Origin of the sequence: Kitasatospora sp. NPDC056446, from assembly GCF_042796115.1 — a bacterium.
Classification (GTDB): domain Bacteria; phylum Actinomycetota; class Actinomycetes; order Streptomycetales; family Streptomycetaceae; genus Kitasatospora.
The window spans coordinates 24,310-50,228 of record NZ_JBHTRF010000024.1 but is presented as its reverse complement, the minus strand read 5'-3'; the positions used below and the strand labels follow the sequence as shown (position 1 = coordinate 50,228).

The following is a 25,919-nucleotide window of genomic DNA, read 5'->3' as shown; positions in this document are numbered from 1 at the left end:
CTCGGATTGGGAGTGTGACCGGCTCTTATCTCCACGAAACCACCGATGGGAATTCGGCGCACGTCGGCCCGTCGTGAGCCCCTGCCCGTCGTGAGCCCCTGATGGAGCCGGCCGCCGAGGACGGCAACCAGCCGCCGGAGCCGCTGCCGCCAGAGCTGCTGCCGCCCGGATACCGCGAGATCCAGGCCGCCATCGAGAAGGCCACGGACGGGCTCCGCGCCGAAGACGTCTGCCAGGCACTCGGGCTCGGCGCCGAACCACGGCATGCCGAAGGCGCCCGCGCGAAGCTCAAACGCCGGGTGACCCGCGGCATCCTCACCGAGCCCGAGCCCGGCCTGTTCGCCCTCGCCAAGCCGACACCGGGCACCCCGGAGGCCGACTCAGGCTGAGATCCGGCAAAGGCTGACCTCTGACGCAAGACCTCGACCGCTTGCCGAGAGGAGACGCGATCCGCCCGCTGGAAACAGCCCGCACACCCGCTGGATCCTCAGGAACCACGGAATCACCCTCGCCGGCCCCCCGGTTACCGACCTCGTCGACGCAGTGCCGGCCCAGGCCCTGCGCGAATCGATGCGCGAGATGCTGCCGGGCCTCATGGACGACCTCCATCGACAGGCCCACCGAACCTCCTGAGCCGGCACGCTGAACGATGCTCGGCCGCAGCCTCGGGCTCCAGGGCAGTTGCCGCGGCACGGCCGGCTTCATGTCGCTGACCTGAACGTGAGGGCTACGACACCTCACCGCGAGCGGAAATAGGATCGCCACGAGTGGAGTTGATCAGGGAAGTTTGCCGTTTCAGGAGGGGTCATGCGAGCGATTCAGATGTCCGAAGTGGGCGGTCCCGAAGTGCTGCGACTGGTCGATGTCGATCAACCGGCGCCGGGCCCGGGCCAAGCGGTCGTGGAGGTCGCCGCATCCGGGGTCAACTTCCTCGACGTCTACCACCGCGAAGGCCGGTACAGCGTCCCGCTGCCCTTCACCCCGGGCGCTGAGGGCGCCGGCACGGTCGTCGAAGTCGGACCCGGCGTCGCTGACGTCGCGGTAGGGGACCGGGTCGGTTGGGTGGAGATTCCCGGCACGTACGCCGAGCGGGCCGTCGTGGACTCCTCCCGGCTGGTGCCGCTGCCCGACGACATCGGCTTCGAGACAGCCGCCGCCGTGCTCCTCCAAGGCATGACCGCGCACTATCTCGTCAAGGACGCCTACCCGGTTCAGGCGGGCGACACGGTGCTCCTGCATGCGGCCGCCGGTGGCATGGGGCTGCTTTTGACCCAGCTCATCACCCATCTCGGCGGCAGGGTGATCGGCACGACGTCGACCACGGCGAAGGCCGAGCTGGCGAAGCGTGCCGGGGCCGCCGAGGTGATCCTCTACTCCGCGGTCGACGATCTCGCAGCCGAGGTGAGGCGGCTCAACGGCGGTCAGGGACTGCCGGTTGTCTTCGACGGCGTCGGCGCGCACACCTTCGACGCGAGCCTCGCCAGCCTGCGAACCCGCGGCCATCTCGTACTCTTCGGCGCCGCAAGTGGTGCCGTGCCGCCGTTCGATCCGATTCGGCTCGCCCACGGCGGTTCGCTGACCCTGATCCGGCCCAGCCTCGGGGACTTCATCGCCGATCGGTCCGAACTGCTCCGACGCGCCGCCGATGTGTTCGAGTGGGTGCGCTCCAAGGCGCTTGAGGTCACCGTAACGGGCCGCTACGCACTGTCCGAGGCCGCCCGGGCCCACAGCGATCTGGAGGCTCGGCGTACCACCGGCAAGCTGCTCGTCGTACCCGACGCGGCCGCTGTCGGACGCCGCGAGGAGACGCAGAGCTGATCGCGGGTGACGAGGTCGGGGATCTCGGAGACTGAGACCATGTTCGTGCCCAGGGCGAAGGGGGCCGGCAGGAGGCGGCGCCGGAGCCGTAGGACACGGTCTTTCGTCCTGCGCGCATCATGGCGAACAGTCGTACGCGGGTATGGTCTCGCACGTCGCGACGGTCTCCCATCGGCTCGACCTGACTGCGTGTGCGTGTCAGCAGGCCACTATGTGTTCCCAGGCCGGATGCGGCTGTGGCAGATAGCCGCCGACATGACCCGGCCCTGTCGCATTTTTCACGTTCAATGAGAACGTCGAAGGGGACGCGATATCCTCGAACGTCCATGGCGAGAGAAGGCAAATTCTCGCCATGTTTTCGAAGATATTGTAGCCGAGAATGCCATTCTCCGTGGAGATGGCCGTGCTGATGGTTCCATGAGGGATGGCCACGTTCTGTTCCATCGTGGTCACAAGTTGACGCCTGCCTTGAATGTCGGGCTCTACGACGCAGATTTCACCCGGCTGAAATGAGATGTACGCTCCGGTGGGACTCGACAGGAGCAAGGCGTCAGGCACATCTCGACCGGTCTCAGCCCGGACGCCGGCATTGCTGTGGAACACTATTCCGCCCCAGTCGGTGGGCCAGATCCGCTGGTTTTCGAGAGTGCCGTTGTGGCCCAGGACATACACCGTGGTATCGAATCCACCTGGGCTTTCGGAGTCCGATTCCCTCAGCCACGCGAAGCCGTCCGAGAGGCCCACCAGATCGTCTGGTGGCGGGATCTCCACCTCGGACGACCATAGCACGAGCAGTTGTTCGTCAATCAATTGGGCCCTGGTGATCCGGCTCTCCGGCGCGTTCGGTATCGAATTCGGATGACTGCCGGCGAACAACAGGTTTCCGTCACTGTCCGCAGCGGCGCGAGCGTAGCCCACGGGCAACGTGCCAGGGCCGTACTCTCGACCCTCGATAAAGTCGTACCGGTCGTCGATTTGGCCGGTCGCGACCTCTCCCGTGCCGGCATTGTAGAAGACGAGCCAGGCTTTCCCCAGGCTGACCGCGCTGGTGACGACATCCCAGCGGCTGAAGCTGTCGGGGCGGAACTCCTTGCGAATCGTCAGCACGCGTTCTTCGGAAGGCAAACGATCAATCGTCGCAACCATGGCATACGTGGACGACTCGTCGGACCATCCGCTGTAGAAGAACACTTTCGAACTCGGCCGGAAGCGAATCGGTTCGTCGATTGGCGGGTCGAAAACTGGTCGGTGCATGTCGTTCATAGGAATCACGAGAAACCCCGGCTGGGATCAGAACTCCCAGCCTCTGGATCATACGCATGGCTCGGTGCAAAAGGCCCCACCTTTTGCGGCCAACCCGTTCTGGGTCGCTTGGGCCGCCCTGCCGGCCGGGCCCCGGCCCGCCACCTGCTCCACCTGGCCTTCTGCGACCCCACCACCGTCATCACATGACCGATGTCGCAAACGACACTCACCAGGTAGGACAAGGTCCAAGACAGTGCATCACCCGGGTGAGCCCAGTTGCTCGTGGAGGCAGCCGCGAGGCTTGCAGCCGGAGCATCACGTGTAGTGGAAAAAGATCCTGTAGTGCAAGGGATTGGGCCAGGGATTTATGGCGTCCCGCAGGATAGAGATGTGGAAGAGGGCCTCCCCCGGCATCGGGACGGCGTTGTGCATGGTGAAGACGGCGTCTCCGGGCTGGGGGAATCCTGTCTGTGCATTCAGCTCGCAGACAGATGCGACCAGCGCCCTATGCCCCGTCATCTGGCCGTCCGGCACGTGGACCCAGAAGTGTCCGGTTCCAATGCCGTCGTGGGAATTCCAGCTTTCCATGATTATTCCGATCTGGAGAATTCTCCCTCGGAGGGTTGTGGCGTTCCGGTTCGGCCAGTGGATTTGGTTCCGGGTGGCATTCTCACTTTATTCCTCTATTGGATCCTCGTCATCTTCAAGAAAGGGCGTCGAAAGTAATCTGCCCAGACAGCGCTGGAGACGCACGGCACGACATGGCGTCGGCGCAGCGGTGGGGCGTCCCACCAGGCCGACCGTCTCGCCACCGCAGGACCGAGCGCTTGCCACGCCTGCTCCGCGTCCCAGACGTGAGTCGTATGCGGCGTACCAAGCGGCGTACCAAGCGACGCGCATCGGGAGGTCCTCAGGGGGTTGCCCGTCCCAGTCCAGCGCACTGCGTACCGCCTCGTCCTGCTCTGGGGTGACTCCTCTCGCATACTCATCGTGGCTGCCATCCCGGCAACCTCGCTTCCGTCGCCCTGATGCCCTCAGTTCCAGTCAACCGCCGGGAAGTCCGGGCCGCATCCGTGTGGGGTCGGGCAGCTGTTCGTCAGGGTTGTCGTCGATGGTGATGACGCGGGACATCGCGAAGGCGATCGCGCCGACCGTGGCAGGGCGAGGTCCTCTCCTCGGTAAGGCCGTGCTCGTGGACGAGCACCAGCCCGCTGAGGACGAAGGTGAGGTCCTCGTCCACGCCAGCCTCCGAGGACGCCTGGTACGCGCCCGGGTACGGCGGCGACGACGCCCGGCCGCGCCCCGCCGGCAGCTTGAAGGCCGTGATGCGGTGGATCGAGCCGGACTGGACGGTCAGGGGAGGATCGCCTTGCCGCGGGGCACGCGGTGCCTACCTGCCCCGGGCGGGGTCCTGATTCACCCGCCGCGCTCCTGAGGCCGCGCCCGGCCCGCCTGCCGTTTTTGGCCGGCTCGTCGTCACCATCGATCCGGGCGGCGGGCCAGGGGAGCGCGGCGACGGCGAGGCGCCGGTTGCCGCTGTCGAGCAGTGTGAGGTCGCCGCCCCGGTCGCCGGCCTTCCCGGTCATCAGCGCGCAGGCGAAGCGCAGGACGGCCCACTCGGCCGGGAGCCCCGCAGGGACGACGCGTCCGGGCCGCGGGCGGCGAGGGCGTCGGCCAGGGCGTCCCACCGCACTCGGGCCATGTCGAACCCGTCCCCGGAGGCGTCGTCGCGGGCTTCCTCCCGGTCCAGGAAGCCCGCGTGGTCCAGCCGCTCGGGCCAGTGACCGAGGCCGAGCCCGTCCGCGACCGCAGACGGCGACCCCGTCGGGACGGGGCGATGCGCCGAAGACCGGGAATGGCCGCGACGTACAATCGCGGCGAAGGCGAAGCGCCAGGCCGGGACTCCGGCACCGGTGTGAGGGAGGGGCCAGGATGTTCGGTTCGCAGAAGAAGCTCAACGACATGGTGGCGCAGCTCAGGCCCGACCTGAGCCGGGAATCGCTCGGTGTCGGGCCCGACTTCCCGGGCGTCGCCCCGAACCCGTACCTGAGCGGCGAGGCACGGAAGCGCAATGCGGAACTGCGCACGGGGGCGCTCGCGCTCGGCGTTCTCGTCGACTGGCGGGAGGTCGGCGGCGACGGCAGGCCACGCGTGGTCCTGATGTTCGACGTGGAGACCATCGGCGGCATCTCGTTCCGCGGTATCGCTGACGAAAGCCTCACGATCACCGAGCTCACCCGACTCGCCCCAGGACAGACGTTTCCCGTGCGCTACCGGCCGGCCGTCATGGACCACTACGTCGCCCTCGCCCGGGACGCGGACCCTGCCGAGGTGCAGCGGGTCTCCGACGAGATCGCGAGCCGCAAGCGGCCCTGACCCGAAGCCGTCGGCCGGATCTCCGGGGCGTGTCCGGCAAGGGCCGAGCGTTCCGGCTGGAACTCCGGTCCCGTCTCGCGTTTTCAGTTGCTCTCGGATGCGCAGTGGTCTGGCCGGTGCCGGCCTCGCCACAGTGGCTCGGTTGCTTCACGACCCAGCGACCGAGCGGGGCTTCCTCGACACCACTTGCCGGCCCGCCGGCCTCGGCCGGGTCCTCGGTCGGCCCGCGCGGGCTCTACCGCCAGAGCGGTAACAGCAGGCCCAGTTCCGCCGGCCAACGCAGACCGAGCCCGGCACGGCCGTCGTGCGCGCCACGGTGAGCACGTCCGCGTGTACCGGGGGGTGATACCGGTGAGTTCGCGTATTCGACTGTCGCCAGTTCCACGAGGCCATCAGCCCGGTGGTGACTGGAGGGGATACCGGGAGGCGTGTCGGTTCCAGGTCGCTTGGGCCTGAGTGGCGAGCCAGTCCCGCTCGGTCTCGGGCGGCCGCCGTTGCGGAGGTCGGATTCGCTGGGCGGCAGCGGGTAGGCGTCGATGGGTGATCCAGCCTCGGGTGTGCTTGATCAGGTGGCGGTTGCCGACGTGGAACCAGGCAGAGCAGTCGTACCCGGCGGCGAGCGCGCGGTCACCCAGGCGTTCCGGATCCGGGCGCCGCCCTCGGGGCGGTGGGAGACGATCCATACGATCAGGAGCGAGAAAGCATCTTGGATTGAGGCAGCACTTTGGCCGTCTCGTTCGATCTGGTGGTGTGAAGGTCACCTGGGGAAGTCGGATGGGATGGCTGGGCTGGCTGGGGCCGTTGGCCGTGCAGCCCAGCTCATGGGTTGCGCTGTGTCTGATCGCCGCTCTGGCGGCCGTCGGATCATGCCTGGCCGAATGGCAGCGCAGGGTTACGCTGTCGGCCCTGGTGCGCGATGCGCCGGCAGGCACGGTGGTCGTGCAGGGGGAGGGCGGGGGCGGGCCGACCATGAGCGTTCGGATCGGCAGCCCGTCAGAGGTGGAACGGAACGGGGAGAGCGGGTGACACAGCCGCGCATCACGAAAGAGACCGCGGATCACGTGGCGGCCTTGTGGGAACGTGAAGCCGAAGGGCTTCTCCGATACACCACCGTGATCACCAATAGCGCCGAAGAAGCGGGTGACCTGGTCAGCCGCGCCTTCGAGGCGGCCGTACGGGCCTGGGCAAAGGTCGGGCCACGCAGTCCGGACGAACAGCGGGCGTGGCTGCGCCGGACGTCCAAGAACATGTGGATCGACAGCATCCGGCGCTCCATGAATCTCGACAGACTGCAGCCCGAACTGGCCAAGCGCTACCACCGCGCTGAGCTCGGCCCGGCGGATCTGGCTCTGTTGCGGCAAGCAGCGGATCACTGCTTACGCGTGATCAACAGCCTTCCGACGGTGCAGAGACAGGTCGCCGTGTTGTACTTCCTGGAGGAGCATCCCCCGCCGGTGATCGCCGAACTTCTTGAGATCGCGCCGTCCGGCGTCCGCAAGCATGTGGCCAAGGCTCGCCGAAAACTCCAAGAAGAGCTCGGGCCCCTCATGGATGATCGGCACGAGACACATACTGCGCTGCGAGAGGAGGCACGCGCATGAGCAACCAGTCTCGGCACAGCCGCTCCAACGAGCCGGACGCGGTGGTCGGCGATGCCCTGCGGCAGGCCGAGTCCACCGTTGTGGTGAATGGAGCCGACCTCGACCGGCGGCGTGAGGCGCTGCTCAGCTGGATGGCCGACCGCATCGAGACCGATCCCGAGTCGCCCGCAGACGGTGCAACGACAGCGGCGGGTGCCACCCATGGGCCCGGCGCGGAGCTGGGCGCCCTGGTGACCGTGGCGGCCACGGTTGTGGTGCACCTGATGGCGACGAACCATTGGGAGAGGGCGCAACCCGTGATCAGTAGGCTGTGGGGGCGCGGGCATCCGGAGCGGGCGGGCAGGGTGCTCGCCGAACTGGAGGAATCCCGCGTCGAGGTGCTCGAAGCCCGAGAGACCGGAGATGAAGAGGCCGTGCAGGGTCTGGTCTCGGAGTGGCGCACCCGGCTGCGCAGGTTGGTGTCGACATCACCGGAGGCGGCCGACGAACTGCGCCGACTGCTTCAGGAGTTGACGCCCGCAGGTGCGCCGCACCCCACATTGTCCATCACGGGGTCCAGGAGTACGTTGAGCATTGCTCAGGTGTACCAGGGCGGGGTTGGAACAAGCCGTCACTGATGAGGACCCACGGAGGTTCTCGCCCGGACCCCCGCGACTCTCTCTGAGGAGGCGGCTGGTGGTCTTGGCGTGGTAGCCGAGGGCGTCGGCGACGACGGGGGCGGGAAGTTCGAGGAGTTGTTGTCGGATGGCGGCGCCGCGGGCGGCTGCGACCGGAATTCCGATCTCGACCAGGAGCGAGGACATGAGGTCGGGAGGGGCTGGCCGTCCAGCCCGGCGGCCGGGGAAGAGTCAGCGGGATGCCTGGTCGGTGGCGGTGTTCATGGTGTCGCGGTCCGCGATGTATGCCAGGAGCAGGGCCGCGACGGCTGAACCGAGAAGACGTCACGTCTGATCTGTCCTGCCCGCCCGGGCCTGTCCGTCGCTGCCGAGGCCGTCCCGGACTGCCGGTCGCCGCCGGTCGCCGCCGGGCGGCTGTCCGGGATGCCGCCGCCCGGGTCGGCGTCCGTCGGCCTGGGAGTGCTGCGCCCGTCCGTCGTCCCGCTGTCCCGGTCCGGCCTGGGCGTGCCGCCCTTCCCGCCGGCGGCCGGGCGGTCCGGCTGCCGCCTGGCCGAGCCGGGGCTGCAAGGCGTCCTGCCCGCCCGCCGCCCGCTCCTGGCGTCTGCTGTCGGGGTCGTCGCCTTGGTCCTGGCGGTGGGGAATGGGGTGGTCCGGGCCGGTGGCCTGGGGCCTATCATCCGGTCATGCTCATAGGGTTGATGATTGGCTTTCTGATCCTTGGTCTGGGTCTGGCCTCGTACGAGGCCCACAAACGGCGCTGGCTCGATGCCGCCCGGCATCTGGGCGCTACCGCAGTCGCGGTCGCCGGCTATGCGGCGATCCTGCTCCACAAGCCGTGGATCGGCATGGCCGCCCTTCCTGTGGCGGTCACGGCCGCTGTCGCCTATATCGCGATCGCCAGGTCCCAGGCGAGGAAAGCCGCCGCAGCTGACAAGGCCTGAGGAGGCCGGCTCCGGGCCGCCCGGGAGGCGGCCCCGCCGGCCCGGCGTCGGTGTGCCGCGCCCGCCGCCGTCCTGCCCGCCGCTGCCCGTCACGGGGGTGTGACCTGGTGCCGTAGTCACGGTGGGATTCTGCGTGTTTTCGGGGTTTCCGGGCTTCGGACCAGGATTGGTCGGACCGGTGACGGGTGCCCGGCGCCCCGGGGCCGGGTCAGGGTTGGGGGGTCCGGGTTCGTCGCTGTCTGTTGTGTCCTGGCGGATCGCTGGGTGGTGTCGGGTGCCGGTTCGGGTGGCCGGTGCGTCCCGTCTGAAATTCGGGAACGTATTTCCCGTGGAGGTGTTCAGGGGACGGGGTGCGAACGATTCTTGTGGGTCCCCGGGCTTGCGTGCGGGGAGGGTGGTGGAGTGAGCCGGTGTTCGGTTCCGGGAGGGCGCTGCGCGTCCCCGGCGGGCCCGCGTCGGCGCTGACGGCCGACGGCTCCACGCGCCAGCTGGTGTCCGCGTGCTCGTCGTTCCCGGGCGCTTCGGCGGCCGGCCCCAGGTGGCGTGCGGCAGCAGGAAGCGGTGCTGTCGGGGTTTCTGCTCGGAGCCGGGCCGGCCGGCAGTGGCTCGTTGTCATGCTTTGTCGTGCTTGTGGTTCCGGTGCGTTGCGGCGGGGCCGGCGAGCAGGGGCTCGCCTTCGTGCAGGACGACACGAGGTCTTGCAAGGTGGGGGCTCAGCGGGTGGTGAGCCAGTGGCCGAGGAGGGTGGGGGGCAGGGCGCCGACGCCTGCGGCGGCGCCGAGGAGGGCCCGGATGACGAAGGTGCGGGGGGTGGGCCAGGTGCGGCGCCGGCGCCGGTGCGGCTCGCGGTCGGTGATGGGCGTCAACCATCCGCAGCGCCTGCGGAGGGGCCTGCGGTCGGTGGGGAGCGTCATCTCGGGGCCTCCAAGGTAGCGGATTCGGGCATGGCGAATGCCGGCCTGGGCCGGGTGGTTTGCCACGATGCCGGGAAAGGTACCCCCGCGACCCCTTCGCAGCGGGCGTGAGCCGCACGAGAACACTCGAAAGAGACCTGCCGCGCAACGGAGTTGGTGCCCTGACCTGGCACTAATCGCGAGTCGCAAGGTGCAGAAATCGGTGAACCGACGTGGAGTGAAGAACTGGTGGCCACCCCGAACGATCAACTCGGCACAGGCTCCCGCCCGTCTCCCGCCCTGCGGCGCCCGGCCCAAGCCGGCGGGGTGTTCGGCTTGGCGTTGTGGCCGGGTGGTCGTGGTGAGATGCGCTGTGTGGCTTCCTGGATGGTTTCCGACGGCATTGTGTGCTGCGCCTTTTCGGGGCCGTAGGCCATTTTCTGTGGCGCGCACATGGCATTCCTCGTCGTCGTATCGTTCGGCTCTCTCTGTTCCGCCCGGAAAACTGGCATGAATGCAATTCGGCAATCCTCGTCGGAGCGTCCGGTGACGGGCCGTCGGTTGAGCCTCGGACTGTCGGACTGGACGACGACTCCGACGACTCCGACGACCCCGTGGTCGTCACCGGCCGCCGGGCGAGCCGGGCCCATCCGCTCACCGCCGCTCGGAAGGAGCCGAACCGGCCGGTCAGCCGCGAACGCGCGGCCGACGAACGCGCGGCCGACGAACGCGCGGCCGACGAACACGGCTTCGCCGATCCGAAGAACCGGCGCATCCCCACCAAGCCCCGCATAAACTCCCGCCACGCGGCCCGGCTCTTTCGGGCCCTGCTCGTGCTGACGAACACCGACGTGACCCGCTGAGACAGACAGTACGCGGAGGCGCCGGCCCGGTTCCTCCCGCACATCGCGGGAGGTCAGGCAGGAGGCGGTGACACCGCGATGAGGTGCTGCAGCTGCCGCCTGGCCGCCTCCCAGCGCGCTCCTCGAGCTGCCGCCACCGGGTCGGCATGCAGCGCGAGCGCCCGCCTCCCGGCGATTTTCTGCGCCTCCTGCGCGACGTCCACGACGGTCGGTCTGTAGCGGGTGGCACGAATCATGACACCGAGGTGTTCCAGCTGGGGCTTGCACGCCGCCGCGACCGCAATGACGGCAATCCAACTGGTCTCCTGTGCGCTCGCACTGCCCAGCGTATGCGCGGCGAAATAGGCGTCATGCGCGGTCGCCACCAGTGTCGTATCGCCTTCCGCCAGAACCGCGCGTGCGGCTGCGAGGTACGACAGTGCCGCCTCCGCGAGGGCGATATCGCTGCGAGGACCCTCACGGATCGACTGCTCGGCGAAGTCGAGCGCAACAGCACGCGCGGTCTCCTCGTCCAGCTCACGCAGGAGACCGTTCAGGACTCTCGGAATCACGATCACGTCGGCTTGTCCCCCCGCTGCGGCCCCGGTGCCGCAGCTCTACCTGACCACGCTAGCAACCCCGTGGCTCCGACCGCCTCTTGGAGGCCGGGCACCCGACCCGACCGGTGATCATGTGGTCGTCATCAGGAGTCGACCAGTCCGAAGAACCCCGGCTCGACCCACGCCGGCACCACGTGGCGCGCCGACGCCATCGGCGCGCTCGGTGTCGTCAAGGTCGCCATGGCCCCGGCTCGCCGCCCAGGCTTCGCGGGCCAGCGTCGATCATGAGAGTCGTCACGGCCGGGACTTTAGTTCGCACCGATGACATCGCTTCGAGTGGTCGAGCGGTCGAGCGGCTCAGCGCGACGTCACCGGATCCCGGACCCCGGACCGTCGACACGGTGGTCGCCACAGCGTCGAACCGGCGCGCGGCGAAGTGCTCGGGAGTCCCGTCCTACCGGGTGAGGCTGACGGCTGCGAGCGCCGCGTCGGCCTGTACCGCCACCAGGCGCTCCAGCGCGATCGGTGTGGGCCGCAGCTGCTCCGTGCAGCGCCGTGTCCGCTCGGCCAGCAGTTCCTCCAGACGCCCACGAGCAGCGAGGACGGGCGGGTCGGCCGGGGCCCCGTCCGCGGCGCGCAGTGCCATGCCGGCTGACCGCAGGGTCATCATGACGCGCATGCAGTGCGCCTCGGCGAGTTCGGCGCCCGCCACCGGAGCGGGATCGGTGGCCCGCCGCCGCCAGGCACGGGCGACAGCGGCGCTGACCGCCATGGTGTCCCTGGCAGCCCGTGCGAACTGCTCGTCGGGGAGGGCGGCCTGCTCCATCAGCCGCCGGACCTCGCCGGCCTCACCGGTCAGGGCCTTCGCCAAGCCGGCGAGCTCGATGGGCGCGGCGTCGTCGAACCGGGTACCGGTCCGCCAGCGCGGCACCTCCGGCAGTACCGTCACGGTGCCGTACCGCGCGGCGTAGTGGGCAAGGTGCGCGCCGTAGGCCGGCGCCTCCCGGGCGTGGTCGCGGATCACCAGTTCCTCGACCGGCGGCATCCGGTACACGCCCGGGCCGAGCACCGGCCAGCCGACGACGTCGGAAGGCGCTGCCTCGGCGACCGGAAGGCCGTGCCGGGCCGAAACGTCCGCCAGCCGCTCGGCCAGGCCCGGCACGGCGTCACTGAGGACGAAGAACGGGTCACCGAACTCGGCGTTGTGCAGCGACAGGGCAACAGCGGGCCGCAGCTCGTCGACCAGGTCCATCAGTGCCTGGTTCTCGGGAAGCCCGAAGCGGTGGAGCCCGTCCCGCCACGGAACGGGGAACGTCCACTCGGGCTGCTCCGCCATGGCCGGCCGGTAGAAGTGACGGTGCTGCGTGAGGAGGTCGAGCGGCCCGCTCGTCCACCCCGCGTTGAGAGCGGCGGCGTCCGGGTCCACACACGGCAGGAAGTGCCAGGCCACCCCGTCCCGCAGGTCGGCGTGTGCGGTCACCAGATGGGCCAGGACGTTGATGGTGGCATAGCCCACCGGCTCGTTCGGGTGCGGGCCGCCCACCACCAGCACGGACCGGTGACCGGACCCGACCGAGAGCACCTCCAGCGCGCGGCCCTTGCGGGATGTGCCGATCTGCCGCACCCGGGCCAGACCCGGCTCGCTCTCGGCGATGCGGCGCAGCCTCACGGAGAGCTCCTCCACCGAAGGCACCAGCGCCTGCCCCGAAACCCGGCGAGCCGCCTCGGGCAGCGGGTAGTCGAGAACCGACAGGACATCAACCACGGTCGTGAACCATTCGCATGTCGCACACCGTCTCACGCGATCGCGGGGTGCGGACCCCGAATCTCGGAACAGCCCGCCCCGCGAGCGGGGACGGACAGGTGCACCACCGCCCCCACCGCCGGCGAGGCCACCGAGCCGCGGGCCGGCTGGCCGGCTGAGTCGAAGCGCCGGTCGCGAGCCGGACGGCGGCGCGCCGGGTTCGAGGTCGAAAGGGAGGCGACCCAGGAGGGGCGTGTGGACGGCGGCCACTCGTGGATCTCCCGCTACGACGAGGGAGGGCTGGAAGCCCTGGCCGACCGTTCCCGCCGCCCGCACACCTCACCGGCCCAGATCGCCGGGACGTGGAGGCGGCCATCTGCGAGCTGCGGCTGGCCCACCCGCGCTGGGGAGCCCGGCGCATCGTCCACGAGCTTGGGCGCCGCGGCGGAACCACGGTCCCGGGACGCAACACCGTCCACCGGATTCTGGTCCGCAACGGTCTGGTCCGGCACCAGGAGCAGAACCACCGGCGCGTCTACCGCCGCTGGCAGCGCGACGCCCCGATGCAGCTGTGGCAGCTGGACATCATGGGCGGCGTCTTCCTGGCCGGCGGCCGCGAGTGCAAGCTGGTGACCGGAATCGACGACCACTCCCGGTTCATCGTGATCGCGAAGGTGGTGGCCCAGCCCACCGGCCGGGCGGTTGCCACAGCGTTCGCCGAGGCCATGAGCGTCTACGGAGTGCCCTCGGAGGTCCTCACGGACAACGGCAAGCAGTTCACCGGCCGTTTCACCAAGCCGTTCCCCGCGGAGGTGCTCTTCGAGCGGATCTGCCGCGAGAACGGCGTGGCCGCCCGTCTGACCAAGCCCCGATCACCCACCACCGGGAAGATCGAGCGGTTCCACAAGAGTCTGCGACGCGAACTTCTCGACCATGTCGGACCGTTCGCCGCCCAGGCCGCCGCCCAGGCCGGGATCGACGCCTGGGTGCACGCCTACAACCACGACCGCCCACACCAGGCCCTGGACATGGCCGTGCCGGCTGCCGCCTTTCGCCCTGGGCCGCCGGGCAGCCGCATCGCGCTGCCGGCTCCTCCGCAGAGTGATGAGCCCCGCTTGCCGAGCTCGGACTGGTCCCGCTCCGCCTGACAGCGGAACTGCCCTCACCGCGAACGCCTGTCTCCGACGGGGAGATCCGCTCGGTGGAGTGGGAGGCCATCATCTCCGCGATCGCCCGCCTGGTCCTGATCAACAACCAGCAGGTCAAGTTCACCCCGGCACTCGGCGGCAGGGCCGTCACCGTCTGGGCGGACTGCCGAAGCATCCACGTCCTGCTGGGCGGCGAGCTCATCCGAACCCGCTCCTCCCGGCTGACGCCGGCCGATCTGCGCAAGCTCGTCATGCGCGGCGCCCGCATCGCCGGAACCGAACCCGGCCTGCCCTCCGCCGCCCAGGCCGGGCCTCGGCGGGTCATCGAGGTGGACCGAACCGTCAACCGAGACGGGGACATCCAGCTCGCCGGACAGCGGATCCTGCTGGGCGCCCACTTGGCGGGCCAGCAGATCACCCTGCGCTTCGAAGGCCGAGTCCTCCACGTGATCGCAGGCGGCTACCTCGTGAAGACCCTGGCCTGCCCGATCGACGAGGCCAAACGGTCCTCCATCGTCGGCGCCCGCGTGGCCACGGCCCAGCTGCCCCCACCGCCACCCGGGCCGCAACAAGCGGTCAGGAAGGCCCGAAGGACGGTGTCACCATGGTCGCCAACCAGCGTCTGCGTGTCGGGGCCTCTCACGCCGGCAAGACCGTCACCATCGTCATCGAGGACACCGTCTTCCGCGTCCTCGACGGAGACGTCGAGCTGTCGGTTCACCCCCGCAAGACCACCGGCCCGATCTCCCGCTTCCGCCCCCTGCCCGAGCAGCGAGCCGACGGGCACTGAGCTCGGTCAGGCGCATCGAAGATCGACCGAAGCCCGGCCGTGCAGAGTAAGCAAGTCCTACGGCTCAAGCCTCTTCGACCAGCCCGCAGGCGGAGGGGAAGGCCTCCAAGAACTCGCGCCGACCGGGATCGGTCTCGGCTTCGGCCAGATCACCGATCACCAACAGGAACCGGTCGAGCTGCTCGGGTGGCAGACCCTTCAGCGCGGAGGCGGCGCTCTCCAGCACCCTCACCGCAGAGTCGGAATCCACCTCGTCCTCATCACAGCCGTCGAGGAACCAGAGGTTGTCAATGAGAAGTCCAACGAGGGCAGGAACCAGCGGGTCGATGTCGGTCACCCGGAGAATCTAGCCTGAGCCGAGTCGTCCGTTCATCACACCGGCCGCACCTTGGTATGGCCAGACAACCATGTCCTGGGACCGTCAACGATGTCCTGGCGCCAATCTGTCCAAGATCACCTGGGACCTCACATTGACATTGCGGTCCTGGGCCCTCGCTGTCGGTGGAGGCGGTGGCGGTCGGTGTATCGGCTGCTGCGCTGTGGTCGTTGTCCTGGTGTCCGGTTGGGGCCGGGCGTCGGCTGGCCTGCTCGCTGCCGTTCCGGCTGCTGTTTCGGCTGGTCTGTTTGTGCGGCCGGACTCGTCGTTGTCCGGTTGCCCTGGTCGGCCTGTGGCAGGACAGTTCTGGCCGGTGTTCTCCGGCTGCGCCGGGCCGCTGCCGTTCCGTCCTGGTCGGCCCCGCCCCCGCCGTCGCCCCGCCGTCGTGGTCCTGGCCGCTGTCAGGGTGCGCCTGGCCGGCATCCCCTGTTTCGGCCTCCCTCCTTCGGAAACTGTTCGACTGCGGTGGGTGTTTGTGGCAGGGTGCGTCATCCCCGTTCAACGCGTTGATCCGTATCTTCGCCAGCGATCCGATCGACCTGTCGACACCCAAAGAGGACCCTTTCCGACCATGCGTCGCCGCACCTCCGCCACCGCCGCCGTCCCCGTAGCTGTCCCTGCCGCCGTCCTCGTCCTCGCGGTGGCGGCGCTCACCGGTTGCACCTCCTCCGGTTCCGGCGGAACCTCCGCCGCGCGGACCGCCACCAGTGGCGCGCCCGAGGCGGTCGGTGCCCCGGCCGATGCCACCGGTGCCTTCGACCCGGAGCTCGCCCTGGCCCGCCGTACCCGGGAGCCGTACTCCGCCACCGTCCACATGACCGTGGAGACCGGGTCGGGCGACGACCGGACCGAGCACACCGTCGACGGCCGTCTGAACTTCAACACCAAGGCGGCCGGCGGTCACACCGTGGCGCGCACCGAGGGGCCCGGCCTGGTGACGAGCACGGTGGAGGAGATGGATGTCGAGGGGGTCGGCTACGAGCGGCCCGGGGGCGAGGGTGGCTGGCAGCGGTCCGCGAACACCGGTTCGTCCGGGGCCGCCGACAAGGCCGCCGCGTATGCCAGGGCGGTGCTCGACACCGGCACCGACGCGCGCAAGGGCATGGAGACGGTGGCGGGTGTTCCGGTGTTCCACGTGGGTGCCAGGCTGACGGTGGAGCAGGTGCGCACCGCGGACCCGGAGAACGCCGACCGGTTGTCCCGTCAGGGCGTCACGGGGGCCGACTGCCAGCTGTGGTTCGACCGACTGGGCCGGATGGTCCAGGGGGAGCAGTCGCTGACGTTCGCCGGGCAGGTGGTGGTGACCAGGGACCTTTACACCGCGTTCGGGCCGGCGGAGGCCTTCATCGCGCCGCTTCTGGGCTGAGGTTGTTCTCGTCGGCCGGGTTTGCCGTTCCGGCTGCTGGGCTGCTGGGCAGCCGGTCCGCCCGGGCCGGGGGTCGTGTGACGTGGGGTGGTGGCGGAGCCCGGTCGGGGTTCTGGGTGGGTGGGTCGCTTGGGTCGCTCTGCCTGGTCCCGTCCGCCCGTCCGCCCGTCCACCCATCCGCCCGTCGGCGCGGTCGGCTGGCACCACCAGGGCACACTCATCCGGCCGGAAGCGGAGGTGTGGCTGACCCTCGCCGGCCTCCACCACGTCGGAGGCGTCGCAGGCGGGGTCGCCGACAGCCCGTAGGGGCGCAGCCCGGCGCTCGTGCCGCGGCCGGGCACGCGATCCCGTGGCTTGCCCTCAGCTGTCAAAGCAGGGCTACCGCGAAGGTCTCGCGGTGGGCCGCCGTGTGGGCATGCTCCCGCTCGGACCAGCGGATGCGCTCGGCGATCTGGTGATCGTCGGTGACCCGGGGGCCCGGAGCCGTGAGCCAGCCTCGCCACCACCGGGCGTTGCGGGCCTGGCGGTCGAGCATGGCGTCGACGAGGCGGGCGCGGGACGGGGTGTCGAGCTCGTAGGCGTCCGCGAGGAGGCGCACCTGCGCGGCCTGGGCCGAGGCCGGCGGCGCGTCGGGCTTGGAGGAGACGCACCAGGTCCACGCCATGTAGCCGATGTCCTCCAGCGGGTCCCCCGGGGCAGCGGTGTCGAAGTCGATGAAGGCGACCGGTACGTCGCCGCAGAAGACGGCGTTGTTCGGCCCCGGGTCGTGATGGCAGACCACGGGATGGCGGCCCGCGAGACGGCTGCCACGGGTGGAGTCGTGCAGCCCTCGAAGCAGGGCCCCCGCGGCGGCGACCTGAGAATCGGTCCAGCGCTGGAAGCGTGCGGGCACTCGACCTGGCAAGTAGCTGAAGACATCCCGGCCGGCCCCGTCAGAACCGAGGTGCCGCGGGGCCCCCGCGAACCCCTGCCGCTCAAGGTGACCGAGCAGCTCCGCGACGAACGGAGACGACGCGGTGACCGGCCGCCGCACGGTGTTGCCGACCCTGACCACACCGGGGGTGATGCGCCCGCCGGCCAACGGTACTTCGCTCTCCATGACCCCATGCTGCCCGGTCGAGCCCTCTGCTGCGGCGTGCTGGTGCTCCTGGTCGACCTCGGCAACGGCAACGACAACGAGTCCAATCCGGTCGTCGCCAAGCGGATCGACGGCCCCGAGGCGGTAAGCCGGCCCAGCTGCCGGTGCTGCGAGCCGCAGCCCCTCGGCTTCCCACGCCGAGATCCGGGGTCCGGCTCGCTGAAGAGGAACGGTCCATGAGTGTCCGGGCTGTGTCCGGTGGACTCCCCGGGTCAGGCCGCCGGCACTGACACGGCTGGGGCCAGCACTGGTAGGAGTCTGTGATCTGGTGATCTGAGTTCATCTGCCGTCGCGGTCCGATGGTGATCCTGCGTAACCATGGTTCGTGCTTTCTTGCCTGCTGCACTCCGAGCGATCCCACCTGAATCTCTGGGCCGGCAAGGGCACTACTGTTCGGCTGTGATCAACATCGACGGAGCCCGCCTCGGGGCCGAAGCCGCCCGCCGCCTGCGGCAGACCGACTGCTGCACCATTGAACCTGGCCTCAGCGATGGCGAGTTCGAGCGCATCGAGGCCGAGTACGGCATCCAGTTCTCCGACGACCACCGCGCCTTCCTGGCAGCCGGCCTACCCGTCTACTCGCCACCCGAAGAAGGCGCCACCTGGGAGAAGCCCTGGCCGGACTGGCGCAACGGCGACCCCGACGAAGTCCGCTCCCACCTCGCCTGGCCGATCGATGGGGTGCTGTCAGCGGTCGAGCACGGGTACTGGCACGCCTCGTGGGGCCCGCGCCTCGCAGAACCGCAGGATGCCCGGGCCGCAGCAGTGAAGCACCTGGCGCTGGTGCCCCAACTGGTGCCTCTCTATGCGCACCGGTTCCTTCCCGCAGGTGGCGGAACCTATGGGCACCCGGTCCTGTCGATCTGGGGCACGGACATCATCTACTATGGCGAAGACCTTGCCGACTACATCAGCCACGAGTTCGAGGAAGGGTACGAGTACCCCGAGACCTGGAATCCGCGGGCCACCGTCGCCTTCTGGCAGGACTTCGTTCAGTAGTCCGTCTGCCCCCCGCTGTAGATCTCACACACGGTCTGACGGCCGGTGAGGTCACCGTGTGTGGTCACCGGGGGCGTACTTCTTCCAGGTTCCTCCTGCTTGAGCGGCAACGGCCTCGGTGTGGACGGCGTGGTAGCCGAGCATCCCAGCGACAACCGAGGGCGGAGCTTGAAGGACGAGCTGTTGCAGGGTCGCGGTCCGGCCGTGGAGAGTGGGGATGCCCGCGACGGAGAGCCGCCTGCCGAGGCTCGCGGGGTCCATCGGCTGCCCGGTTCCGCGCCCGGGGAAGAGCCAGTCACTGGCCGGAGCGGTGCCGTTCGGCCGGTTCGGCCGTGCGGTGTGGATGTAGTTGAGGAGTATGTCGGCGAAGGGCTCGGGGACTGGTGTGGGTGGATCGCCGAGCCGGAGTGCGACCTTGATCGGCTTCGTGCTGGACGCCGTGGGGATGGTGAGCCGGGCCAGTCGCCGCACGGGCTGGGCGTAGAGCAGGATCAGTCCGGCGGCGACCCGCTCCATGGGCGGGAGCTCGTCGCTGATCATGACCTTGCGGATCAGGGCGATGCGCCGGTGTTGGCTGATCGGGGCCGGGTTCTCGGTGCGGACCGTGGGCACTTTCAGACGGGGCATCGCGTGGTGGTCCATGGACCAGCGCAGGAACGGTTGGACGTGGCGGCGGCTGATGGCGTTCTCGGCATACCAGGCGTACAGATCGGCCTGGGTGCAGCCGTCGATGGTCCGGCCGCGTTCGGCGAGCCAGGCCAAGAACGCGGCCGCTTGGGAAAGTTGGGCTCGGGCGGAGGTGACCACGCCTGCTCCGAGGGCCTGCTTGTCCGCAGCGGTTCGGAGCTTGCGCAGCATGCGCCAGGTCGCAAAGCGGTGCAGCAGGGTGCGGTGTTCCGGGTTCTCGACGACGTCGAGCCATTCGGGCAGCCGACGTTCGAACAGCAGCAGGTGGCGGTCCCGGTGCGGGAGCACGCCGGAATGCATGAGAAGGTCCCGGACATAGGCGACCGAGCGCCAAGGCGACAGTGTGCCCAATCCCTCGTGGCTGAGCGGCACTTGTCCTTGGGCGAGGGCTTGCAGGATCTGCTGAACGTGGGGCTTGCCGACCCAGGTGAGCATCCCTTTGGGCCGGGGAACGTTCCTCACCTCGTCGTGGAACGGGACGAGTTCACCCCGGATGCGGCCGGTGCCGTCGTCCAGGAACCCTCCGAGACGTTCGGCCAGGACACAGTTTCCGCAGACTCCGCGCCGGTAGCGGGCGGCTTCGCGCCCGCAGCGTTCGCAGAAGAAATCGCCCAAGCCGCCGGCGCAGTCGGTGCACCACCGCCCGCCGTCGGGTGCGATGCCGGGGGTGAGCCGGTCGATGCCGCAGCCGGCGCATCGGCCGTAGGTTTCCAGCGCGTGGTCGCGGCAGGAGGCGCAGATGTAGCCCTCGGGCCAGTGGGCCGCGCCGATCCGGACGGGGCGGCGGCAGCGCGCGCAGAACAGGTCCTCGACCCGGACCCGGGTGCGGCTCATTCCTTCGGCCGGACCCGGGTCCGCTTCGGACGGATCGTGGCGGCCAGGTCGACCACGTCGGCACCGCCCGAGGCGGCGGTGCGGCGCGGGGCCGTGTTCTCGGCCCGGGTGGCGATCAGCTCGGCGGGGGTGACGTCGAGGATGTCGCAGAGCGCGGCCAGCACCGGCAGCGAAAGGCGTTCTGGGGGCTGGGTGACCAGCCGCCAGACCTGGACCGAGGACAGCTCGATGCCGCGGTCGGCCAGCAACGGGGACAGGTCGGAGGCGGCGAAGATGCCTCGCTGGGCCGTCACCTCGCGCAGCCGCCACTGGTAGCTGACCTGGCGCTTCATCATGCCCTCCTTGCCGGCCGCAGAGCGGCGGCCATCGTCGAGTCCAGCGCCCGTCGCAGCATGCGGGTGCGGAAGTCGGGGGACACGCAGCTGTAGATCGCGGTCGTGGACGCGTATTCGTGGCCGGCCTGCTGCTGGATTATCTTGAGTCCGGACCAGCCCCGTCCCTGTGGCCTTGGCGTTCGCGTTGACGACGTTGTTGTCCAGGCAGAGTCGACCGTGCCGTGGGCATGAAGGGCAGCTGACTGATCGTTATCAGGGCGAGACGCACCGCAGTGGCTTCTGGTGGGCTGTCTCGTCTGCGTGCGGAGGGTGCCGAGTGTCACGAGGTTGCCGGTCCTGACGCAGAGGGGCGGGTCGCCCGGTCGACTTCCTGAGCTCGCTCGCCAGCCGCGATCTGCTGCAGCGCGCCGTAGCGGTGGAGCGCCTGCGGATCGCCGATGTGTTCGGCGGCCGCGATGGCGGCGTCGAGGACGCCGTCCATCCAGAGTCGGGGAATCCCCTGCAGATCCTGCTCACTCGCAGCGAGGAGACGCTGCGCAGTGGAGGTGTCAGGTGCGATCGGGACGAGAAGGAAGCACTCCTTGACGAAGTGTCTCCATTTGCCCTGCTCACAGCCGTTCTTGTCGGGCGGCAGGACGCTCTGGACCTCCTGAAGCGTCTGCCAGGCGCCCGCGAAGTCGTCGGTTCGTCGTTGCAGCCGGGCGAGGGCCAGCAGTTTGCTTCCCTTCGCCCCTGACCACGAATCCTTGAGCGCGACGGCTTCCTTCTGCACGTCCACGGCCTCGGCGAGATAGCCGAGGTGAGCGAGGTGGAACTGCAGTGTGTCGAGCGTGCTGTCGGTTCGCGGCTCGCCGGCCGCCCACTCGGTCATGAACAGGCGCGAGGCCTCGCGCTCGCCAAAGCGGGCGGCGTGGTGGGCCCACTCCTTGAGCCCTTCGTCGGCCGGGTCGGCGGGGAATCGTGTGCGTTGCCGGTCCAGCCATTCTTCGACGGCGGCGTCGGTATGGTGGGTCGATGTGATGTCTCGCAGGATGCGGTCGCGGTCAGGGTGGCAGCTGGTCTCTACTGCCTCGGTGCTGGCAGGGATGCCTGCGGTGAGGAGGTGGTAGAGGTGGTAGCCCACGGCCGTGTCGAAGCTGATGTTCTTGGCGTCCCAGTGCAGCCACAGGTCCTGGACCTGGCGGTGCTCGGCGACTAGGAACCCGGCCAGGGTCAGGTCGGGGGCCATGCCCGAGACGACGGCCTCGCGGTAGTAGGTGGTCTGCTGCCGGAGGAGGAAGCGCAGGAGCGGTAGATCGTGGGGGCGGCGGTCGTATTGCAGTGCCCACAGCACCGCGAAGCGGGCGGCACGGTTGCGATCGGTCACGCGACCTTCACCGGCGTCCTGAACGCCGCAGTAGGCGAGGTCTGTCCATGTCGCCTGGTCCCGCCGCGCTCGTTCGAGAGCGGTTCGGGGTCCCCGCAGTAGTCGGTCCTGCTCGTCGGCGGCGCTCATCGTTGTCCCCTCGCTTGGTTGCTGGTGATTCTCTCGGCTCGCTGTTCGCCCAGTGCGCCGGCCAGTTGGTCGCGGAGGCGGCGGTTCTCCTCAGTGAGTTGCCGGACGCGGGTATTCGCTGCTTCGAGTCGCCGCAGCAGGGAGGCGTCGGAGGTCCGCTGGCGCGCGGGAACCGGGGACGTGGGTGCTCGGCGGTGTGCCGCCCGCAGGCGTTCGACTTCGGCCCGCAGGTCCGGCTGGCCGTAGAGCCAGGACCGTGAGACGCCCGCCTGCTTGGCGACGGCATCGAAGGTGACCGGCTCTCCGGCCGAGTCGAGGGAGCGCAGTGCCTGGCCGGGGATGACCCGCCGGACGGGGCCGGTTGGGGCGAACTCGCCATGGTCCGCGTCCGGTCGTGTCTGCGGTCGCCGTCCGTCCGGACGGGGGGTGTGTCTTGGTTCAGCGGGGGAGGGAGGTGAGCCAGGTGGTGAGGAGGTGGTTGACCTCGTCGGGGCGTTCCTGTTGGGTCCAGTGTCCGCAGTCGTCGAGGATGTGGGTGGCGGTGAGGGCGGGGAGGGTGGTCGGGTAGGCGTCGATCGCGTGGGTCATCCAGGTGGTGGAGGCGTCGAGGGCGCCGGCGATGAACAGGGACGGCTGGGTGATCGGGGCTCCGTTGTACGGGGTGAGGTCTTCCCAGTCGCGGTCCATGGAGCGGTAGCGGTTGAGGGCTCCGGTCATGCCGGTGCGTTCGAATTCTGCGGCGTACACGTCGAGGTCGTCCTCGGTCAGCCAGGCGGGCAGTGTGCCGTGGGGGAAGCGGTCGCGCAGGCGGCCGCCGGTGCGGGTCACGAAGTGGGGGTCGGGTTCGTCCGGGGCGGGCATGGTGTCGGCGGACATGGCCGCGTAGAAGCCCGCGAGCCAGCCGCGGAGGTCGGGTTCCATCTCTGCTTCGGCCCGGCCGGGTTCCTGGAAGTAGGAGACGTAGAATTCCTGGTCGCCGCCCATCTGTGCGAAGACGTCGGTGGGGCGGGGGCCGCCGGGTGGGCTGTAGGGGACGCTCAGCAGTGCGACGGCGCGGAAGACCTCGGGGTGGAGCAGGGCACAGGCCGCCGCGATGGGGGAGCCCCAGTCGTGTCCGATGACGACCGCGCTGTCCTCGCCGAGGGCGCGGACCAGGGCGACGTTGTCCTCCACGAGGTCGAGCATCCGGTAGGCGTCTGTCGCGGCGGGTTTGGAGGAGCGGCCGTAGCCGCGCACGTCGGGTGCCACGGCCCGGTAACCCGCTGCTGCGAGGGCGGGGAGTTGGCGGCGCCAGGAGTACCAGGTCTCGGGGAAGCCGTGGATGAGCAGGACGAGTGGTCCGGTGCCCTGTTCGACCAGGTGCAGGCGTCCGGCAGGTCCGTCGATGGTGCGGTGGCGCAGGTCGGTGGTGGGCGCGGGTCGGTGCATGGTCTGTCCTCGGTCCGGGGTGGGCGCGGTTGTCCACCGATCATGCGGCGTGGTGGCGGTGCGGCGCGAAAACCCTTGTCATCGTGGCAAACTGGCAGGACAAGGCGGTGGAGCGGCGTGGCCGCGGGGAGCGGGGCGAGGGTGACGGACGAGGGCATGGCCGGCACGCTGGCGGGCATGGGCCCGCGGCTGCGGACCGCGCGCGAGCGCCACGGTGCCACGCTCACCGGTGTCAGCGGTGCGACCGGCATCTCGCTGAGCACGCTGTCGCGGATCGAGACCGGGCGGCGCAGGCCGACCCTGGAGGTACTGCTGCGGTTGGCGAAGGTGTACGGCGCCTCCCTGGACGAGCTGGCCGGCACCGCACCCGCCGCGGCTGCCGGACCGCGTACCGAGGTGCCGCGGCGTTTCGGTGACGACAAGGCGGTGCTGCCGCTGACCCGGTACGTCGGGGGCCTGCATGTCCACAAGCACGTCCTGCCTGCCGTCGACGGGCCGGCGGCGCGGCCGCGGCAGGTCTCCCACGACGGGTACGAGTGGTTGTGCGTCCTGTACGGGCGGCTGTGGCTGGCGCTCGGCGAGCAGGACCTCGTCCTGGGCGCCGGGGACGTGGCCGAGTTCGACACCCGCACCCCCCACGCGGTCGCGAACGCCGGGCCCGGCGGGCCGGTCGAGTACCTGGTCGTGTTCGGGCCGCAGGGAGAGCGCCTGCGACCGTGCACCCCGGCCCCCGACCGCTGGGCCCGGTAGTACGGGGCACGGCGTCCGGGCCCCGGCCCGGCCCGGCGTCGATGTACCGCGTGTCGGACAGCACGAGGGCGTCGAGGACCGGCTCTGGCCCCGGTACCCCCGGCCCGGCCCGGTCCGGTCCGGTCCGAACCGGCCCGGTGTGAGGGCGCGGTGTGGGCGGGGGCCGCGTGGGTCGCTGAACGCGGCGCTCGGAGATGGTGGGGTCGTCAGAGTGCCAGGGAGTGTCGTACCGCTGGGTCCTGTCAGGCCGCCTGTGACAAAGCGCCCGGGAGCAGGCGAGAATCCGGTGCATGGATGACGCGTTCACACTTCTTCAGCGCGCTGCCGGCCTGCTGCCCGAGGACGCCGCGGCGGAGAACGGCCAGACGGTCGGGAATGTCCGCGAGGAGATCGCGTTCCAGGAATGGGAGATGGCGCTCGATGTGCTGATCGAGATCGCCGATGTCCATCCCGTGTCCGCCGTCTTCTGGGAGATGCTGGCCGAGGCCGCCCGGCAGATGATGCTCGACCGCAGCCGCCGTTGGTGCGAGTGGCGGGGTTGGGAGGTCGGGCACGGTACCGTTCGTGCCACTTTGACCTTGCTGGGCGCCGACGAGGGTGGACGTGACAGTGCCTTCTCGGGGGACGGCCGGCTCAGGCCGCTGTGGGACATCGGCAACAGCACCGCAGAGGGGCAGCGAGTGCTGGACATCGCAAGGCTCTGGGTGGAGTTCGCGCCGCAACTCGGCCCCGGGGAGACGGCCGACGTCCGCCTGGCTCCCTTGCGGCCGGAGCGGTGGCGGCATCTGAAGCCCGGTGACGTGATAGCCATGCACGAGGCCCGACCCCTCGTCGGCATCGCCGAGATCATCGAGGTGCTGCCGCCTTGCGTCTGAAGGCAGCCGAGCGTGCCCGGCACGAGGGACCGGTAGTCGGACGGCGGCCTGTGGCCTGTGGCCTGTGGCCATCGGATTCGAATTGAAGGCCACCGGCCGTAGGTCGAGTGGTGCGCCTGGGGGTTCCGGGAGTTCGCCCGCAAGCAGTCTCCCCGGCCGCGGGCAGACGGCGGCGTGGTCACCGTGCTGCCCGTCGGCCCGTACCGTCAGTCTTTGCCCGGTAGTGTCATCCCGTCCTGCGGGTACGGTCCTGTCTCGGTGCCCGGGGCGCAGATCGCGAAGGCCCTCAGGTTCTCATCGGAGGTACCCCAGTTCTTCGCCCGCACAATCCACTGCCGGCCGACGGCGTACTGGAAGTCGGGGTTGACGTTGCCTGTTGTGCCGGTTCCGAAGCCGCCACCGGTGGGTACCTGGCCTTCCGGGCAGTAGACGTCGGCACCTGATTCCTGCCCAGGGGAAAGCGTGATGTTGTTGCCGAACACGTACTGGTAGTTGACGCCCGCCTGAGCGGCCCTCCTTTCGGTGGCGGCTTCGTGGTCGTTCTGGGCGAAGGCCAGGGTGGAGCCGAGCGCGAGAGCGCCCAGCACCAACGCGGGAGTGCGGAGTCTTTTCATGATGACCTTTCGAACGGCCGGTGTGCCGGATGTCCGATTTCCTTCGGCCGGCTCATGTATCCCCTGGTTCACACGAACGTTGCAAGCAGAAACGATCGCTCACCGCCTGCCCGAGTGAGCGGGCGGCGCGAGTGGTCCGAGCGAGCGGGTCGGCCGGCATCGCCGTCCCCGGTACCCACCTCGGTGGACCCGATCTCGAACCCGTGTGATTGCACTCGGACCCTTTACTCACTCCTGGGCTCCGGCGCCGCCCTCGATGACGCGGAAGATCCGGTCGTAGGAGGGCAGCGCGCGTTCCTCGACCTCGATCGCCGCCGCGCCCGCAGGACCGGCGGCGGCGCGGTGGTGCTCGTCGGCCCTGGCGGACGTCACCAACAACTTCCTGATGCCGGTGGCACTGGGCATTCTCGCGGAGCGCTCCTTGGGCCGGGCACTGGGCGGAGCAGT

At 69.7% G+C, this 25,919-nt stretch carries 30 protein-coding genes and 1 pseudogene; 16 read left to right on the top strand and 15 right to left on the bottom strand.

Annotated features, from left to right (window positions below; translation table 11 throughout):
• Positions 1 to 101 precede the first annotated feature (101 nt).
• Together ACFQ6N_RS17315 and ACFQ6N_RS17310 are read left to right on the top strand one after the other, a co-directional pair.
• Complete coding sequence (locus tag ACFQ6N_RS17315; RefSeq protein ID WP_380649872.1) at positions 102 to 389, top strand: hypothetical protein; 288 nt, start codon at positions 102 to 104, stop codon at positions 387 to 389.
• A 418-nt stretch (positions 390 to 807) separates the two neighbouring features.
• Positions 808 to 1,818 carry a quinone oxidoreductase family protein gene (locus ACFQ6N_RS17310; protein WP_380649871.1) on the top strand — a complete coding sequence of 337 codons (1,011 nt, stop codon included), beginning with the start codon at positions 808 to 810 and terminating at the stop codon, positions 1,816 to 1,818.
• Positions 1,819 to 2,016: 198 nt separating this feature from the next.
• Here ACFQ6N_RS17310 and ACFQ6N_RS17305 read toward each other — a convergent pair whose 3' ends face one another.
• Both ACFQ6N_RS17305 and ACFQ6N_RS17300 read right to left on the bottom strand, forming a co-directional pair.
• On the bottom strand, positions 2,017 to 3,081 hold the full coding sequence (locus ACFQ6N_RS17305; protein WP_380649870.1) for a hypothetical protein: 1,065 nt from the start codon (positions 3,079 to 3,081) through the stop codon (positions 2,017 to 2,019).
• 297 nt (positions 3,082 to 3,378) lie between these two features.
• Entirely contained in the window at positions 3,379 to 3,651 is a 273-nt protein-coding gene (locus tag ACFQ6N_RS17300) for a hypothetical protein (protein WP_380649869.1), read from the bottom strand.
• A 1,344-nt stretch (positions 3,652 to 4,995) separates the two neighbouring features.
• Here ACFQ6N_RS17300 and ACFQ6N_RS17295 point away from each other — a divergent pair.
• From ACFQ6N_RS17295 to ACFQ6N_RS17270, 6 genes and pseudogenes are all read left to right on the top strand, one after another.
• Positions 4,996 to 5,439, top strand: coding sequence for a hypothetical protein (locus tag ACFQ6N_RS17295; protein ID WP_380649868.1), 444 nt, complete (start codon positions 4,996 to 4,998; stop codon positions 5,437 to 5,439).
• A gap of 109 nt (positions 5,440 to 5,548) precedes the next feature.
• Positions 5,549 to 5,643, top strand: a pseudogene (locus tag ACFQ6N_RS17290) (SAM-dependent methyltransferase); the annotation flags it as partial.
• A gap of 546 nt (positions 5,644 to 6,189) precedes the next feature.
• A complete protein-coding gene (locus tag ACFQ6N_RS17285) occupies positions 6,190 to 6,465 on the top strand; it encodes a hypothetical protein (RefSeq protein ID WP_380649867.1) in 276 nt (91 codons plus the stop codon).
• Positions 6,462 to 7,040, top strand: coding sequence for an RNA polymerase sigma factor (locus ACFQ6N_RS17280; RefSeq protein WP_380649866.1), 579 nt, complete (start codon positions 6,462 to 6,464; stop codon positions 7,038 to 7,040). The genes ACFQ6N_RS17285 and ACFQ6N_RS17280 overlap by 4 nt, the downstream gene beginning before the upstream one ends.
• The gene (locus tag ACFQ6N_RS17275) at positions 7,037 to 7,657 is read left to right on the top strand and encodes a hypothetical protein (RefSeq protein WP_380649865.1); all 621 of its coding nucleotides are present in this window, start codon (positions 7,037 to 7,039) and stop codon (positions 7,655 to 7,657) included. Before ACFQ6N_RS17280 ends, ACFQ6N_RS17275 begins: the two co-directional genes overlap by 4 nt.
• A gap of 683 nt (positions 7,658 to 8,340) precedes the next feature.
• Positions 8,341 to 8,598, top strand: a complete 258-nt coding sequence (locus ACFQ6N_RS17270) for a hypothetical protein (protein WP_380649864.1) — start codon at positions 8,341 to 8,343, stop codon at positions 8,596 to 8,598.
• Positions 8,599 to 9,311: 713 nt separating this feature from the next.
• Here the strand turns inward: ACFQ6N_RS17270 and ACFQ6N_RS17265 are convergent.
• Positions 9,312 to 9,464 carry a hypothetical protein gene (locus tag ACFQ6N_RS17265; protein ID WP_380649863.1) on the bottom strand — a complete coding sequence of 51 codons (153 nt, stop codon included), beginning with the start codon at positions 9,462 to 9,464 and terminating at the stop codon, positions 9,312 to 9,314.
• 434 nt (positions 9,465 to 9,898) lie between these two features.
• On the opposite strand from ACFQ6N_RS17265, the gene ACFQ6N_RS17260 reads away from it, so the two are divergent.
• Complete coding sequence (locus tag ACFQ6N_RS17260) at positions 9,899 to 10,354, top strand: hypothetical protein (RefSeq protein WP_380649862.1); 456 nt, start codon at positions 9,899 to 9,901, stop codon at positions 10,352 to 10,354.
• Between the two features lie 53 nt (positions 10,355 to 10,407).
• On the opposite strand, the gene ACFQ6N_RS17255 is transcribed toward ACFQ6N_RS17260, so the two are convergent.
• Positions 10,408 to 10,911, bottom strand: a complete 504-nt coding sequence (locus tag ACFQ6N_RS17255; RefSeq protein WP_380649861.1) for a hypothetical protein — start codon at positions 10,909 to 10,911, stop codon at positions 10,408 to 10,410.
• Positions 10,912 to 11,347: 436 nt separating this feature from the next.
• On the bottom strand, positions 11,348 to 12,658 hold the full coding sequence (locus ACFQ6N_RS17250; protein ID WP_380649860.1) for a M14 family zinc carboxypeptidase: 1,311 nt from the start codon (positions 12,656 to 12,658) through the stop codon (positions 11,348 to 11,350).
• Between the two features lie 341 nt (positions 12,659 to 12,999).
• Here ACFQ6N_RS17250 and ACFQ6N_RS17245 point away from each other — a divergent pair, with 341 nt between their 5' ends.
• Positions 13,000 to 13,785, top strand: coding sequence for a DDE-type integrase/transposase/recombinase (locus ACFQ6N_RS17245; protein WP_380649859.1), 786 nt, complete (start codon positions 13,000 to 13,002; stop codon positions 13,783 to 13,785).
• 14 nt (positions 13,786 to 13,799) lie between these two features.
• Here ACFQ6N_RS17245 and ACFQ6N_RS17240 read toward each other — a convergent pair whose 3' ends face one another.
• Positions 13,800 to 14,231: a hypothetical protein gene (locus ACFQ6N_RS17240; protein WP_380649858.1), complete on the bottom strand. Its 432-nt coding sequence runs from the start codon at positions 14,229 to 14,231 to the stop codon at positions 13,800 to 13,802.
• Positions 14,232 to 14,389: 158 nt separating this feature from the next.
• Between ACFQ6N_RS17240 and ACFQ6N_RS17235 the strand changes: the two genes are divergently transcribed.
• The gene (locus ACFQ6N_RS17235; RefSeq protein WP_380649857.1) at positions 14,390 to 14,575 is read left to right on the top strand and encodes a hypothetical protein; all 186 of its coding nucleotides are present in this window, start codon (positions 14,390 to 14,392) and stop codon (positions 14,573 to 14,575) included.
• Positions 14,576 to 14,639: 64 nt separating this feature from the next.
• On the opposite strand, the gene ACFQ6N_RS17230 is transcribed toward ACFQ6N_RS17235, so the two are convergent.
• Entirely contained in the window at positions 14,640 to 14,912 is a 273-nt protein-coding gene (locus tag ACFQ6N_RS17230) for a hypothetical protein (protein ID WP_380649856.1), read from the bottom strand.
• 610 nt (positions 14,913 to 15,522) lie between these two features.
• Between ACFQ6N_RS17230 and ACFQ6N_RS17225 the strand changes: the two genes are divergently transcribed.
• The gene (locus ACFQ6N_RS17225) at positions 15,523 to 16,317 is read left to right on the top strand and encodes a hypothetical protein (RefSeq protein WP_380649855.1); all 795 of its coding nucleotides are present in this window, start codon (positions 15,523 to 15,525) and stop codon (positions 16,315 to 16,317) included.
• 367 nt (positions 16,318 to 16,684) lie between these two features.
• Here ACFQ6N_RS17225 and ACFQ6N_RS17220 read toward each other — a convergent pair whose 3' ends face one another.
• Positions 16,685 to 17,209, bottom strand: a complete 525-nt coding sequence (locus ACFQ6N_RS17220) for a phosphotransferase family protein (protein ID WP_380649854.1) — start codon at positions 17,207 to 17,209, stop codon at positions 16,685 to 16,687.
• 213 nt (positions 17,210 to 17,422) lie between these two features.
• Between ACFQ6N_RS17220 and ACFQ6N_RS17215 the strand changes: the two genes are divergently transcribed.
• Both ACFQ6N_RS17215 and ACFQ6N_RS17210 read left to right on the top strand, forming a co-directional pair.
• Complete coding sequence (locus tag ACFQ6N_RS17215) at positions 17,423 to 17,635, top strand: hypothetical protein (RefSeq protein WP_380649853.1); 213 nt, start codon at positions 17,423 to 17,425, stop codon at positions 17,633 to 17,635.
• Between the two features lie 219 nt (positions 17,636 to 17,854).
• Positions 17,855 to 18,454: a hypothetical protein gene (locus ACFQ6N_RS17210; protein ID WP_380649852.1), complete on the top strand. Its 600-nt coding sequence runs from the start codon at positions 17,855 to 17,857 to the stop codon at positions 18,452 to 18,454.
• Positions 18,455 to 18,505: 51 nt separating this feature from the next.
• Here ACFQ6N_RS17210 and ACFQ6N_RS17205 read toward each other — a convergent pair whose 3' ends face one another.
• From ACFQ6N_RS17205 to ACFQ6N_RS17185, 5 genes are all read right to left on the bottom strand, one after another.
• Positions 18,506 to 19,975, bottom strand: a complete 1,470-nt coding sequence (locus ACFQ6N_RS17205; RefSeq protein ID WP_380649851.1) for a hypothetical protein — start codon at positions 19,973 to 19,975, stop codon at positions 18,506 to 18,508.
• Positions 19,972 to 20,307: a helix-turn-helix domain-containing protein gene (locus ACFQ6N_RS17200; protein ID WP_380649850.1), complete on the bottom strand. Its 336-nt coding sequence runs from the start codon at positions 20,305 to 20,307 to the stop codon at positions 19,972 to 19,974. Before ACFQ6N_RS17200 ends, ACFQ6N_RS17205 begins: the two co-directional genes overlap by 4 nt.
• Before the next feature lie 322 nt (positions 20,308 to 20,629).
• Positions 20,630 to 21,676 (bottom strand): hypothetical protein, encoded by a 1,047-nt coding sequence (locus ACFQ6N_RS17195; protein ID WP_380649849.1) that lies wholly within the window; start codon positions 21,674 to 21,676, stop codon positions 20,630 to 20,632.
• A 125-nt stretch (positions 21,677 to 21,801) separates the two neighbouring features.
• A complete protein-coding gene (locus tag ACFQ6N_RS17190; protein ID WP_380649945.1) occupies positions 21,802 to 22,131 on the bottom strand; it encodes a DUF6262 family protein in 330 nt (109 codons plus the stop codon).
• Positions 22,132 to 22,243: 112 nt separating this feature from the next.
• Complete coding sequence (locus ACFQ6N_RS17185) at positions 22,244 to 23,233, bottom strand: alpha/beta hydrolase (protein ID WP_380649848.1); 990 nt, start codon at positions 23,231 to 23,233, stop codon at positions 22,244 to 22,246.
• 156 nt (positions 23,234 to 23,389) lie between these two features.
• On the opposite strand from ACFQ6N_RS17185, the gene ACFQ6N_RS17180 reads away from it, so the two are divergent.
• Positions 23,390 to 23,983: a helix-turn-helix domain-containing protein gene (locus ACFQ6N_RS17180; RefSeq protein WP_380649944.1), complete on the top strand. Its 594-nt coding sequence runs from the start codon at positions 23,390 to 23,392 to the stop codon at positions 23,981 to 23,983.
• A gap of 290 nt (positions 23,984 to 24,273) precedes the next feature.
• Positions 24,274 to 24,858 carry a hypothetical protein gene (locus tag ACFQ6N_RS17175; protein WP_380649847.1) on the top strand — a complete coding sequence of 195 codons (585 nt, stop codon included), beginning with the start codon at positions 24,274 to 24,276 and terminating at the stop codon, positions 24,856 to 24,858.
• 206 nt (positions 24,859 to 25,064) lie between these two features.
• On the opposite strand, the gene ACFQ6N_RS17170 is transcribed toward ACFQ6N_RS17175, so the two are convergent.
• Both ACFQ6N_RS17170 and ACFQ6N_RS17165 read right to left on the bottom strand, forming a co-directional pair.
• Positions 25,065 to 25,472, bottom strand: a complete 408-nt coding sequence (locus ACFQ6N_RS17170; protein WP_380649846.1) for a hypothetical protein — start codon at positions 25,470 to 25,472, stop codon at positions 25,065 to 25,067.
• 228 nt (positions 25,473 to 25,700) lie between these two features.
• A complete protein-coding gene (locus ACFQ6N_RS17165) occupies positions 25,701 to 25,877 on the bottom strand; it encodes a hypothetical protein (protein WP_380649845.1) in 177 nt (58 codons plus the stop codon).
• Positions 25,878 to 25,919 lie beyond the last annotated feature (42 nt).